14 protein-coding genes are annotated in these 14,094 nt (G+C 35.5%); all 14 read right to left on the reverse strand.

What is annotated here, in order from left to right:
- Positions 1 to 172: 172 nt before the first annotated feature.
- Positions 173 to 511, reverse strand: coding sequence for a single-stranded DNA-binding protein (locus H626_RS0102635; RefSeq protein WP_027107955.1), 339 nt, complete (start codon positions 509 to 511; stop codon positions 173 to 175).
- A 59-nt stretch (positions 512 to 570) separates the two neighbouring features.
- The gene (locus H626_RS10465) at positions 571 to 759 is read right to left on the reverse strand and encodes a DNA-directed RNA polymerase subunit beta (protein WP_035618215.1); all 189 of its coding nucleotides are present in this window, start codon (positions 757 to 759) and stop codon (positions 571 to 573) included.
- A gap of 48 nt (positions 760 to 807) precedes the next feature.
- Positions 808 to 1,803, reverse strand: coding sequence for a rod shape-determining protein MreB (gene mreB, locus H626_RS0102645; RefSeq protein ID WP_027107956.1), 996 nt, complete (start codon positions 1,801 to 1,803; stop codon positions 808 to 810).
- 172 nt (positions 1,804 to 1,975) lie between these two features.
- Positions 1,976 to 3,295 carry a UDP-N-acetylglucosamine 1-carboxyvinyltransferase gene (gene murA, locus H626_RS0102650; protein WP_027107957.1) on the reverse strand — a complete coding sequence of 440 codons (1,320 nt, stop codon included), beginning with the start codon at positions 3,293 to 3,295 and terminating at the stop codon, positions 1,976 to 1,978.
- A 186-nt stretch (positions 3,296 to 3,481) separates the two neighbouring features.
- Entirely contained in the window at positions 3,482 to 3,712 is a 231-nt protein-coding gene (locus H626_RS0102655) for a DUF1146 family protein (protein ID WP_027107958.1), read from the reverse strand.
- Positions 3,713 to 4,125: 413 nt separating this feature from the next.
- Positions 4,126 to 4,755: a uracil phosphoribosyltransferase gene (gene upp, locus H626_RS0102660; RefSeq protein WP_027107959.1), complete on the reverse strand. Its 630-nt coding sequence runs from the start codon at positions 4,753 to 4,755 to the stop codon at positions 4,126 to 4,128.
- A 76-nt stretch (positions 4,756 to 4,831) separates the two neighbouring features.
- Complete coding sequence (locus H626_RS0102665; RefSeq protein WP_027107960.1) at positions 4,832 to 5,839, reverse strand: L-threonylcarbamoyladenylate synthase; 1,008 nt, start codon at positions 5,837 to 5,839, stop codon at positions 4,832 to 4,834.
- Between the two features lie 188 nt (positions 5,840 to 6,027).
- A complete protein-coding gene (gene prmC, locus H626_RS0102670) occupies positions 6,028 to 6,888 on the reverse strand; it encodes a peptide chain release factor N(5)-glutamine methyltransferase (RefSeq protein ID WP_035618218.1) in 861 nt (286 codons plus the stop codon).
- Entirely contained in the window at positions 6,878 to 7,954 is a 1,077-nt protein-coding gene (prfA, locus tag H626_RS0102675) for a peptide chain release factor 1 (protein WP_027107962.1), read from the reverse strand. The genes prmC and prfA overlap by 11 nt, the downstream gene beginning before the upstream one ends.
- Positions 7,947 to 8,555 carry a thymidine kinase gene (locus tag H626_RS0102680; protein ID WP_027107963.1) on the reverse strand — a complete coding sequence of 203 codons (609 nt, stop codon included), beginning with the start codon at positions 8,553 to 8,555 and terminating at the stop codon, positions 7,947 to 7,949. Before H626_RS0102680 ends, prfA begins: the two co-directional genes overlap by 8 nt.
- A 145-nt stretch (positions 8,556 to 8,700) precedes the next feature.
- Positions 8,701 to 9,657 (reverse strand): mannose-6-phosphate isomerase, class I, encoded by a 957-nt coding sequence (gene manA, locus H626_RS0102685; protein WP_027107964.1) that lies wholly within the window; start codon positions 9,655 to 9,657, stop codon positions 8,701 to 8,703.
- Between the two features lie 118 nt (positions 9,658 to 9,775).
- Positions 9,776 to 11,638, reverse strand: a complete 1,863-nt coding sequence (locus H626_RS0102690) for an ABC transporter ATP-binding protein (protein WP_035618223.1) — start codon at positions 11,636 to 11,638, stop codon at positions 9,776 to 9,778.
- Positions 11,639 to 13,360 (reverse strand): ABC transporter ATP-binding protein, encoded by a 1,722-nt coding sequence (locus H626_RS0102695; RefSeq protein ID WP_035618227.1) that lies wholly within the window; start codon positions 13,358 to 13,360, stop codon positions 11,639 to 11,641.
- Positions 13,361 to 13,363: 3 nt separating this feature from the next.
- Positions 13,364 to 14,005 carry a TetR/AcrR family transcriptional regulator gene (locus tag H626_RS0102700; protein WP_027107967.1) on the reverse strand — a complete coding sequence of 214 codons (642 nt, stop codon included), beginning with the start codon at positions 14,003 to 14,005 and terminating at the stop codon, positions 13,364 to 13,366.
- Positions 14,006 to 14,094 lie beyond the last annotated feature (89 nt).

The following is a 14,094-nucleotide window of genomic DNA, read 5'->3' on the forward strand; positions in this document are numbered from 1 at the left end:
GTTACTTTAATTTGACAGGATTATATTATTCATATGATGCTTCTCATTTATTTTAGTACCAAACGAAATAGAGTAAGCACAGTATTATTTTCTCTACCTTGATTATAAAACAAAAAGACCTGGAATAATCCAAGTCTTTTTGTTTTATCCAAATGAGTGAAAAAGGAATTATCTAAAAAACTAATGCTTGCTTTTCTTTTTTTGTTTGTAAAAATTGGATTTCTTCTACAGCCATTTCGATCACATAAACTTTTTCCTCAGTTTTGTTTGTATAGGAACGTGATTGCATTCTTCCTGTTAATCCGATTAAATCACCTTTAGAACAATGGGCAGAAATTAACTCGGCTGTTTTATTCCATGCTGTAAACGGAATAAAATCAGCTTGGTCTTCTCCGTTTGTTTTGTAAAGTCGTTGCACTGCAATCGTATTATTCAGAACTTGATGGTTATCACCAATATCCTTTATATCCACTTCTCTGACGATTCTACCAATTACACAAGTTTTGTTCATATCCTTCTCTCCTTTATTTGATCTATCTTTAGATACGCAAAGAAGAGAAGAAAGTATTTTTATGGAATAAAATAATTATATATTTGTTGCCATACTTCAGATTTGAGTATATTTGTGGGTTCGCCCCCACCTAAAATCCCATAGCCTAGCATTAGTCCTCCAACGAATACAAGTGTCGTAATCAGCAAAATCCCAACAAATTTCAGTAAAAAAAATCCCATTTTACGCACAATATCCTTTGAGTCCATTCTTTTCACCTCATTTAAATCTCACTATTTCCCACTATATGTTACCACTTAAAATTTATTTTTTTTGTTTTTTGAAATAGTTTCTAATAAAATCCCAGTTCCCAAAGCAACTGAATCGAGTGGGTTTTCTGCTACAAATACAGGAACTTTTAATTCCGCAGAAAACAGCAAATCTATTCCATCTATCAATGCTCCTCCACCTGTCAAGATTATTCCACGATCGATTATGTCTGCAGACAACTCCGGTGGTGTTTGTTCCAATACATCTTTTGCATATTGAACGACCAACATCATAGATTCTCTCGTTGCTTCTAGAACTTCTTTAGAAGTTATCGGAACAGTCCGAGGTAGTCCAGAAACCATATCGCGCCCACGAACTTCCATTTCTTCATCTTTGCCACTATCATAAATAGTTCCGATCTCTTTTTTTATGGTTTCAGCTGTTCTTTCTCCTATTAACAATCCATGTTTTTTCTTCACATATTGAATAATATCATTATCTAACACATCTCCAGCAACTTTTAAAGAGCGACTCGTTACAATTCCTCCCATTGAAAGCACAGCTATATCACTAGTTCCACCGCCAATGTCGATAACCATATTTCCTGAAGGCTGAAAAATATCCATACCCGCTCCAATTGCAGCAACTTTTGGTTCTTCTTCTAGAAAGATATTTTTACCACCACTTTTTTCGGCAACTTCTATTATTGCTTTTTGCTCAATAGCAGTGATGTTAGTTGGACAACATATCAAAATACTTGGTTTTGATAGAAATCCTTTTACATTTAGTTTGTTAATAAAGTGAGTGAGCATAGCCTCAGTGATATCAAAATCAGCTATTACTCCTCCGTGTAGAGGACGAATTGCACGAATATTCCCAGGAGTACGTCCAACCATTTTATATGCTTCTTCTCCTACGGCTAATACTTCATTCGTTTTAGTATTTACTGCTACCACTGAAGGTTCATTTAGGACGATTCCTTTACCTTTAACGTGAATAAGCACATTGGCTGTACCCAAGTCGATTCCAATATCTCTAGCCATTTATTGTTCTCCTTCCAAACTCTGACAATCTCTAATATTATAGCATAGTCAAAATAAATAAATATATTTTATTTGAAATTTTCATATTATTTATTACCCTCTTCTATCATACTGAACACAGAAAAAAAGAGCAACAATTCTTTCTGTTGCTCTTTGCTACAATTACTATTCTTTAATTAGTTTTTTCTTTAAATAGAATGCTATAATTATCTTTTTCGATGATTTCTTTTTGATCATCGATACGCTCAATATCTGCTCCTAAGCTAGATAGTTTTTTATGGAATTTATAATAGCCTCGATCTAAATGATTTAAGTTCGTTACTCTTGTGTACCCTTCAGCAACGAGTCCTGCTAAAATCAGAGCCGCTGACGCTCTTAAATCGGTTGAAGCAACTTCTGCACCTTGAAGATTTCCCCCACCTTGAATGATCAACGATTGTCCATCAATGGTAAATTGCGCATTCATACGTCTTAATTCTTCCATATGCATGAATCGATTTTCAAAAACGGTTTCTTTCATTACACTTGTTCCATTAGCAACGGCCTGAGCAATAGTCATTTGCGCTTGCATGTCTGTTGGGAAGCCAGGATGGGGCATAGTTTTTACATCAGTAGAACGCAAGGATGTTGGACCTATAACTCTCAATCCTTCTTTTCCTTCAATAAATTTCACGCCCATTTCAGCTAATTTAGAAACAAGTGGTTTATTATGTTCACTTACACAATCTTGAATCAGGACATCCCCTTGTGTAATAGCAGCCGCGACCATAAATGTTCCGGATTCAATTCTGTCTGGAATGATTGAATGATCAGCACCTTCAAGTTCTTCCACACCTTCAATTCGGATTGTTTCCGTACCTGCTCCGACAACTTTTGCTCCCATTTTGTTCAAAAAGTTTGCTAGGTCTACAATTTCTGGCTCTCTCGCAACGTTTTCGATTGTGGTTGTTCCCTCAGCCAATGTTGCTGCCATCATTATATTTTGAGTAGCTCCTACACTAGGAAAATCTAAATAAATATGTGCACCGTGTAATTTTTCAGCAGTTGCTTCAATATATCCTTTTTCAATTTTAGTTTTGACTCCCATTGCTTCAAACCCTTTTAAGTGTAAGTCGATCGGGCGAGAGCCAATAGCGCACCCTCCTGGTAAAGCAACTTTAGCATAACCGTTTCGAGCTAATAATGGACCCATCACAACAATGGAAGCACGCATTTGACTCATAAACTGAAATGGAGTATTAGAATGCAATGGTTTTGATGCATCAACCTCCATCATTTTTTTTTCTTGATTAAAATTGATTTCAACATTCAAGTGATCCAGCACTTTTTCCATAGTGAAAATGTCAGATAAAATCGGTACATTTTCCAATACGATTGACCCTTTGCTAGCGAGTATAGTTGCAGCTAGAATTGGCAGTGCAGCATTTTTGGCCCCTTCTGCTTTCACATTCCCTACCAGTTTTTTTCCTCCACGAACAATTATCTTTTCCATCACGAACCTCCAAGTTTCCTAACCAAGTCTTTTTGTAATTTTTAGTAAGCAATTTTCAATGTCATTTATAATTTTTGCAAACAATGTTAACAAGTATAACAGATTGTCTTTAGTTAGAATAGTGGAAACCGTCGTAAAATACATTACAATCCTGTGACAAATTTTACGCATTTCTGTCGTATACTGTTAAAATAGATATAAAAGATTTTGAGATTGAACAACTAATTCAATGAAAAATTGGCTAACTGTAAACCCAATAGTGATTGCCACAAACAAATATAAAATTCTTCCTTGAGAAATATGGTGTTTTTTCAACCATTTATCTATTCTGATTCCCTGTAGAGCCCAGAAAGTTAAAAATATAAAAAAGAAATGTGAAACTAAAGATATAAGTGCAAACATTCCCCACTCATTCATTATTCTATCTCCTATTCTACTTTAATATTATCACAAAACTAATGTACTATTCATCTACTTTGCTTTTAATATAAAACATTTTATTTTAACATTAAAAGCAAAAAAAGAAAACGTTCTCTTTGCCCACGGTTGAGAAAAACCTAAAATCATGCAATAAATGTTCATTTTTTGTACACATTTTTTAAATGACCTTATATTTTCGATGGAATCAATCTACTTTGGCTACGAACTACATTCAGATTCTCATTAAATGTGATACAAAACAAGGTGTCGGTCTTTGGAGATCTCTTTTAATTTCTACGGAAAAGTCAATTTCCTTCCCATATAAGGTGAAATGTCACTTCTAAATAAAAAAATACATATTTTGACATAGTAGTAATAGTCAAAATATGTATTTACTAAACGTACTACGCTTATAAAGTCCCGAACAACCTATCTCCTGCGTCTCCTAAGCCAGGTAAAATATAGCCTTTTTCATTTAATTTTTCATCTAAAGCTGCGGTATAAATATCAACGTCTGGATGAGCTTCTTGTAAAAATTTTATTCCTTCGGGAGCGGCAACTAAACAAACAAATTTAATTGAATGTGCTCCTCTTTTTTTCAACGCATCAATTGCGGCTACGGCTGAACCACCAGTAGCTAACATAGGGTCTACAACTAGTAGTTGTCTTTCGCTAATATCGGAAGGAAGTTTCACAAAATACTCAACTGGTTCCATAGTTTCATGATCACGGTACATACCTATATGTCCTACTTTTGCGGCAGGAATTAAATCAAGCATTCCATCGACCATTCCTAAACCAGCTCTTAAAATGGGGATAATAGCGACTTTCTTCCCACTTAATTGTTTTTGTACACTTTTAATTAGTGGCGTTTCAATCTCAACATCTTCTACAGGCATATCTCTTGATACTTCATATGCCATCAATCGTGCAATTTCGTTGACTACCTCACGAAAATACTTGGTTCCCGTGCTCTTGTCTCGAATAATTGTTAATTTGTGCTGGATTAATGGATGATTCATTACTTGAACAGTTCCCATTCCGCCTCACTCCTTCGATTATTTTATTTCAAACATCTTTATTATATAGGATTTTGGTTAAAGAATCCATATTTTTTTAAAGATACTTATTTCCTGCCGCTTTTTTCAATCGATTCATATAGGCTTTTCCAATTCCAACTTCAGCATAACTTTCTGCTAATATAACTGAACTTTCTAAGTTTTCAAAATAACGTAACCCTGCATATAGTAGTCGACTAGCAGAGTGAATATCACTCCCCAATGAGAACGTATTCGTAACTCTTTTTTCATATTGTTGAATAATTTCTTCGCTTGCTAATAGGCCGACTTTTTCACCTTGTTTTTCAAAAAGTTGAATCGCTTTTTCCCATCCGATACCATCTTTTTGGATAATATAAACAGGCTCTGTTGGAGAATAATGTGTATATTTCATGCCTGGGGATTTTGGTGCTTCATCTTCATTTAACAAATGTTCATCAAAAGTAACATTCGGTATAAAGGGTTGGAGGTCTTCCATCCCTATAGCACCAGGCCTCAAAATAATGGGGTTTTTCTCATCTGTCAAGTCCAATACAGTCGACTCTAGTCCCAGACCGGTTTCTCCATTATCCACGATAGCCGCAATTCTATTTTTCATATCATGATACACATGATGTGCGCTCGTAGGACTTGGCCTACCAGAGGTATTTGCACTTGGACCAACAATAGGTTTGGAAACTTTTTCAATCAGTTTGAGGGTTATACTATTATTTGGCATACGTAGACCCACTGATTTTAAATCGGCAGTTACATTAGATGCGAATAGGCCATTGTGTTCTAAAACTAGTGTAAGTGGCCCCGGCCAAAACTCTTCCATCAATCCAAGGATTAAAGGTGTCGTATTTTTAACATAATGAAGTGCCTGTGATACGGAACTTACATGAGCTATCAGTGGGTTGTCCGCAGGCCTACCTTTGGCTTCAAAAACTTTATTCACCGCTTCTTCATCTGTAGCATCGGCTCCTAAACCGTACACAGTTTCAGTTGGAAATGCCACAACTTCACCATTCCTCAATAAGTCGGCTGCCTCTTCTAATTCATTTGGAGATAATATTTTAGTTTCCACAAAAAAACTTCCTTTCATTTCAAAACAAACCCTTTAGAAAGCAATTTCATCGTAGTTATTCACAATCTGTGGATAAAATTATTTCGTCTTGTGGATATCTCTGTGGATATTCCCGTCTTTTAATCCTTGCTAAATCAACTGATATCTTTTTTATCCACACTTGTCCACAAATTATACACACTCTTTTTTCAAAATATGTGCAGGATACGATCTTTTCCGGCCAAGTCCTTTACGAGAACAATATTCTTATCAGGAAACTGTTTTTTGAATAGTTCTTTTAGGAGAGACCCTTGGCTATATCCTATTTCTAAGAATATTTCACCGTTATCTGATAATATTTTTGGAAGTTTTTGAGCTAAGAGACGGTAAATACTTATGCCCTCTTCTTCAGCAAACAAAGCAAGCCAGGGTTCAAATTTCAAAACCCCTTCATCCATCTCTTCTATTTCATTTTCGCCTATATATGGCGGGTTACTGATTATAATATCAAATTTTCTATCTTTTACTGGATCGATTAAATCACCCTGTAGTAACTCTATATCAGCTTGATGGTAGCTTCTATTTCTTTTCGCTACTTCTAAGGCTTCTGAACTAATGTCCGTCGCGACGACTTTAGCGAAATCTTTTTCTAATTTGATTGTTGTTGCAATAATCCCAGTACCAGTACCAATATCCAATACATCGTTTTTCTCAGGTGTAATTGACTGTAGTGCCAATTGAACAAGTTCTTCAGTTTCAGGTCTGGGTATTAGTGTAAATTTATTTACAAAGAATTTCCTATCGAAGAACCACTCGTGCCCAACAATATACTGCGGAGGAATTCCTTGTGCAGCATCGGAGACCATTGACTTGTATAATTCACAATCTTTTTCATCGATAGGTGAGGATAATTTCCGAATCAATCCTGTTTTATCAACGTTTAACATTTCCTTCATAAGCCATTCAGCTATCGCCGCTTCTTTCTCTTTGGATTCTAAAAAAGAAGAAGCCCAACGAAGGACTTCTCTATAAGTTTTGTTTTGGAAGTTAGGGATTATATCAGGATTCATTTTGAAGTTTCTCCATTTTTTGAGTTTGTTCATGCAGGATAAGAGCTTCAATAATTATATCTAATTTCCCAGATAAAATTTGATCCAGTTGCTGAATGGTTAAACCAATTCGATGATCCGATACGCGATTTTGAGGAAAATTATACGTTCGAATTCTTTCTGAGCGGTCTCCAGTGCCTACTGCGGATTTCCTTTCCGCATCATATTCACTTTGAGCTTCCTGTTGGAGTTTATCATATATCCTAGCTCTTAAAATCTTCATGGCTTTATCTCTATTTTTTAATTGAGAGCGTTGATCCTGCATTGCCACAACAATACCTGTAGGTTCGTGAGTTAACCGCACTGCTGAAGCAGTTTTATTGACATGTTGTCCACCCGCTCCACTAGCATGGTAAATATCAACACGAATATCTTTTTCATCAATATCCAATTCTACTTCTTCTGCTTCGGGCATGACTACAACTGTCGCTGTGGAAGTATGAATTCGCCCTTGCGATTCTGTTTGCGGCACGCGTTGGACTCGGTGTGCTCCGTTTTCATATTTTAATTTCGAATAGACATTTTGACCAGAAATCATTAGTGTAACTTCTTTATATCCACCAATATCTGTTATATTTGCATCTAACACTTCTGTTTTCCATCCTTGAGAATCAGCGTAACGTTGATACATTTCAAACAAATCACCCGCAAATAATTGGGCTTCGTCTCCACCAGCTGCACCTCGGATTTCCATAATAATATTTTTATCATCATTTTCATCTTTAGGAAGCAACAACAGTTTCATTTCTTCTTCCATCTTCTCTTTTTCATCTCTAAGAGAACTACTTTCTTCTTTAGCTAATTCTTCCATTTCTTTTTCTAAATTTTCACTGAGCATATCCTCTGTGGCTTCAAGTTCTTCTTTTACTTCTTTATATTTCCTGTAAAGGGCGACTTTATCTCTTAAATCTCCTTCTTCTTTGCTAAGCTTCATAAATCTTTCCATATCATTCATTACAGATGGATCACTGAGCATCTCATTGATTTCATTGTATCGGTCTTCTATTTGTTGTAAACGCTCAAACATATTGATCTCCTACACTTTCTCTATTTGATTCTTGAACCGGAGGGTGAAAATAATGCTTTCGACACACAGGAAAATAACTTTCATTTCCACCTATCTGAATTTGCTCACCTGAATACACCGGTTTACCATTCTGCATGCGCATATTCATAATGGCTTTCTTATGACAAAACCAACAGATGGTTTTCATTTCTTCAATCTTATCAGCATACAGCAATAAATATTTTGAACCTTCAAATAATTCATTGCGAAAATCATTTTTCAGTCCGAATGCCATAGCGGGGATATTCAGCTCATCAACGATTTTTGCCAATTCAAAAACATGATGTTTTTTTAAAAACTGTGCTTCGTCAATCAATACACATGCAGGAGTATAATTTAACTTTTTTATTGTTTCCAGAATATCCGTTTCGTTATATATAGGCATTCCTTGCCTTTTTAACCCTATTCTACTAGAAACCATCCCAACATCTTCCCGATCATCTACTGCGCTTGTAAGCAAAACGACGGGTTTTCCTTGCTCTTCATAGTTGTGAGCTACTTTTAAAATTTCAATTGATTTTCCACTATTCATTGCCCCGTATTTAAAAAATAGTTGAGCCATTCTTCTGCACCTACTTTCTCTGTGAATCCCATAAAAATTATACGGCAACACCTTTAAAATGACAAGTTCATAAATCTTTCTTTGTTCATCCAACTAACCTACTCTATACTCGCTGTTAACAGTTCTTTTAATGACTACTTTGCACTTAATCTACTTTTACAGCCATCGAACAAATTGCTTGAATATTTCCACTTATAGTCCATTCCTTGATGTCATTCGGTAAAATGAAATGGGTTCCTTTGGAAATTTCATAAGACTGATCATCAATTATGATTTCTCCTTTACCTTCCAATACACTGACTAAAGTATATGGAGCTTGCGAAGTAAAAGAATGTTTCCCATTTATCGACCATTCTTGAACGGTAAAGAAAGAATTACTTACAAATGTTTTTATTTTTGCATCTGAATATTCTTCAACTTCATTTTTCAACTCAGGAATTTCATGTGGTACGGTAGTCACTTCAATAGATTTATCAATATGCAAGTCTCTTTTGATTCCTTTGTCATCCGTACGATCATAGTCATATACACGATAAGTCGTATCGCTTGACTGTTGTGTTTCTAAAATCATAACGCCGCTGCCAATTGCATGAATCGTCCCACTTGGAACATAATAAAAATCACCTTTATTTACTTTTACTCTTCGTAACAAATGATCCCAGTCACCACTTTGAATCCATTTCGCTAACTGTTCTTTTGTTTGCGCATGATGGCCATAAATAATCTCGGCATTTTCTTCAGCATCAATTATATACCAGCATTCCGTCTTTCCTAATTCGCCCTCAACCCGTAGACTATATTCATCATCTGGATGCACCTGAACAGATAAATCATTTTTTGCATCTAAAATTTTTGTTAACAATGGGAAAACTTTTTCTTTTGGATTCCCAAATAAATTGGGATGCTCTTTCCACACTTCGCTCAATTTTTTTCCTTTTAACTCTCCGTTTTTTATAATCGATTCGCCATTTTTGTGGGCACTAATAGCCCAATACTCTCCGATAGTATTAGTAGGAGCATCGTAACCAAAAATCTCTTTCAGTTTTTCTCCGCCCCAAATTTTATCTTGCATTACGCCTTCTAAAAATAATGGTATACTCATATATTAAAAAGTCTCCCTTCCTATTTATCTTTTCTATTTTACCATAGCAATGTTACCTAGGTAGCGGAAAATCAAAAAGAAGCCACAATTAATTTGTGACTTCTTTTTGATCAAACAATCACACTGGTTCTTCTAGACTGCCGGATGTAAATTGACTATTATATAAATCAGCATAAAAACCATCTTGTTCCATTAATTCATGATGATTACCTGTTTCCACAACATCACCATGGTTCATGACAATGATATTGTCTGCATCACGAATCGTTGATAATCTATGGGCTACAACAAAACTTGTTCTACCCTTTAGTAACCGGTTCATCGCTCTTTGAATGAGGATTTCAGTTCGCGTATCAACACTAGAAGTTGCTTCATCCAATATCAAAACTTCTGGATCTGCCAAAAATGCGCGCGCAATTGTGATCAACTGTCTTTGACCTTGAGAGATATTCGTTCCTTCTTCATTTAGAACAGTATCATATCCATGGGGCAAGCGACGAACAAAATCATCAACATGGGCTGCCTTTGCAGCAGTCATTATTTTTTCTTTGTCATCTCTAACTTTCTCATTCCCATAAGCTATATTTTCCCAAATTGTACCACTAAATAACCACGTATCTTGAAGAACCATTGAAAAGTGTTGTCTTAGTTTTGAACGGTCGATATCTCGAATATCTGTCCCCTCAAAGCGGATAGAACCTCCTTTGACATCATAAAAGCGTTCAAGCAAGTTGATCAGCGTTGATTTCCCTGCTCCAGTGGGTCCAACCACAGCTACCACATTTCCTTCTTTAACAGTCAAGTTAAAGTCGTTCATTAAAAGTTCCTCTTCTCCATACCCAAACTGAACATGGTCAAAAGCTACTTTGTAAGGTGTATCCATAATTGGTTCAACGTTGGATTCAACTTCCTGCATTTCTTCTTCATCTAATATTTCAAAGACACGTTCAGCAGAGGCGATAGTGACTTGAATAGTATTAGATAAATTTGCCAGTTGACGCATAGGTTGTGCAAATTGGTTAACGTATTGTAGAAATGCCTGCACATTACCAATAGCAATTGTTCCATTTGCTACTCCTATCCCACCTACTAACGCTACACCTAGATAACCTAAATCTCTTGAAAAGCTCATCAGAGGCATCATGATCCCAGTATAGAATTGAGCTTTCCAAGAAGCTTCATTTAATTTATCGCTTTGTTTTTCAAATTTTTCTATTTCAGTATTTTCTCTATTAAAAGTTTTAACCACTGTATGACCTGAATATGTTTCTTCCACTTGATTATTCAGTACTCCCAATTCTTTTTGTTGTCTACCAAACTCTCTTTGAGATTTTGGAGCAATAAAAGCAATCATTGCCAAACTTAGTGGAACAGTTAGAATTGTAATCAAAGAAAGCTGAATATTTAAAGAAACCATAACAATTAAAACAGTAACAAATTGAACTACACTTATAATGAATTGAGTTAAAGATTGCTGCAATGTATTCGCAATTTGATCCATATCGTTGATAGCTCGAGACATAATATCTCCATTAGAATGAGAATCATAATAACTAATAGGCAATCGACCCATTTTTTCTTTTAAATCTTTTCTTAAATCATATACTGTGCGCTGCGCAACTCTAGCAGTTATAAATTGTTGTAAAAACCTGAAAACTGCAGCTGAAAGATAAACAATGATAACTGTCACTAAAATATCCATAATCAAATCGAAATTGATGGGATAAGTCGATACCGTTTCACCAGCTTCTCTCAGTGCATTTCCTTCTTGGATACCACGATAAATTTCCGTAGTAGCTTGTCCCATAATTCTTGGGGCTTGTGTTTGGAGAACAGTAGCAGCAATCGCAAAAATAATTGTAAACAGCATAGCCCAAGATCGAGAAGCCATATATTTTACCAACCTAGCTGTCGTACCCCAAAAATCAGTTGCTTTTTGGGCTCGTATCGAATTTTTCTTTTTATGATTTTCCTTTTTCATTTATATGTCCTCTCCTTTCAACTGAGATTCCATAATTTCTTTATATATTTCACTTGATTCTTTCAGCTCATCATGGGTTCCTTTACCCACCATTTTACCATTGTCTAAAACCAATATTAAATCAGCATCAACCACGGTGCTAATTCTTTGAGCAATAATGATAACTATAGAGTCTTTAGTTTCGGGTTTTAGGGCTTCTCTTAGTTTTGCGTCTGTCTTAAAGTCTAACGCAGAAAAAGAATCATCAAACACATAAATATCTGCAAAAGTAAGAAGAGCGCGTGCAATACTTAATCTTTGACGTTGTCCTCCAGAGAAATTACCACCACTTTGTTCGACAGGGGCATCCAACTTTTTAGGTAATCCAGAGACAAATTCTTTTCCTTGAGCAATTTCTAATGCATGCCAAATGACTTCATCGGTTGCATCGGGATTCCCATATTGCATATTTTCGCGAATCGTTCCCTTGAATAGCAACGCTTTTTGGGGAGCAAACCCGATTAAGTCTCTTAATTCTTTTTGTTTTAATTCTTTCACATTTGTTCCATTGACCTTAACGGCTCCACTTGTTACTTCAAATAATCGCGGAATAAGATTAGCCAGAGTCGTTTTCCCAGAACCAGTCCCTCCTATAATAGCCACTGTTTCTCCTTTGTTCACTTTGAAATCAATACCACTAATAGCTTCTTCCTCAGCTCCGGTGTATTGCAAGCCAACATTTTCAAACTCAAGTGATATATTTTTTTCTGTTTCCAACGGTTTGGGATTTTCAGGATCTTTAATTTCATTCGGAGTATCCAACACCTCATTTATCCGTTGTGCTGATACTTGACCTCTAGGAACAAAGAAAAGCACCATAGATAGATTCATGATACCTATCAAAATTTGCATGGCATACGTTAAAAAAGCCACCATGTTCCCAACTTGCATATCACCAGTACTAATCAATTGAGAACCAAACCAGATGATCATGACATTCGTAATACTGATTGCAAACGTCATTGACGGCATAACTAAGCCCATGATGGTAAACGCTCTTATAGCCGTATCAGAATAATCGGTATTTGCCTCATCAAATCTATTTTCTTCATAACCGCTTTTGTTAAAAGCACGTATGACTCGTATCCCTGTTAATCCTTCTCTAAAAATCAGATTTAATCGGTCTGTTTTCTTTTGCATAGATTTAAAAATTGGACTAGCAAATTTTAAAATGACTCCTAAAATAATAGCGAGCAAAGGCATAGATATTAGAAATACAAAAGCAAGTTGTGGTTCTCTTGAAAAAGCCATATAAGCTGCACCTATCATTAAGAATGGAGCAAGCAACATCATTCTTAAAACCAACATCATTACGAATTGTATTTGCATTACATCGTTTGTAGAACGTGTAATGAGTGTCGCAGTTCCAAACTTATCCATTTCTTCATTAGTCAAATGTGAAATAAGCGCAAAAATTTTCTTTCGGATTTTATTTCCCAATCCTTGCGACTCGATTGCAGCGAAACGAACATTTATAAAAGCAGATCCAATAGTCATGAAAGAAATGGCTAACATGATCAGTCCTGTTCGCGCAATATAGTCTATATCCCCTTGTGCTACTCCATAATCAATAATATTAGCAGTCAAGGTTGGCATGGCCAGCATTCCAGCAACCTGTGTAGCCATAAAAATAACTGTGATCGCCACATGCCATTGATTCATTAATTTCGATAATCGTATCATATCTTACTCTCCTTCATTCAATTCTTTTTTCATTACACCAAAGGTTAACCAATCCATTTTTTTTCTAAATTCTATCTGTGTATCTTTAATGGATCTTTCTTTTGAAAAACCTTCCATAATCGTTTGATTAAGCATATTGATGATAAATTTTGTTAACTCTCTTAATTCTTCATCTGTTTGAATTCGCAATGTGTCTCGCTTGATCACATCTATTACACGTTTACCATCTTTGGGCATAGCTGCTTTGATTGAACTGACAATATCCCCACCAACTTGTTGACTAATTTGATGATTCATATTCAAATACATATGTTTAAAAAAACCTACTTTTTCTGATTCCATAATGGACTGAATATATTTATCACCAAACAGCTGGTAACCTTCAATAAACACTCCATCTTTTTCTTGAAATGATTGGAGCATTAATTGTGTCGTGTTTCTTCGGAAAATCCCAATTAAATAAAAATAAAGATCGCTTTTCCCGTCGAAATACTGATAAAAACTACCACGTGAAATATTTGCATTCTTTATTATGTTAGCTATTGATGCATCATTTAAACAATAGTGCGCAAATTCTTTCATTGCTCCAGAAATCAATCGTTCCCGTTTTTCTTCAGACAAATTAAAAAAAGTCTGTGTTGGCATTTTTTCACCTCCGACAAACATATGACATCGTGTCATATGTGCTCAAACTATTATATGTGACACGGTGTCATATTACAAGTATTTTATTT

It is taken from the genome of Lacticigenium naphthae DSM 19658, assembly GCF_000425865.1.
Lineage (GTDB): Bacteria > Bacillota > Bacilli > Lactobacillales > Carnobacteriaceae_A > Lacticigenium > Lacticigenium naphthae.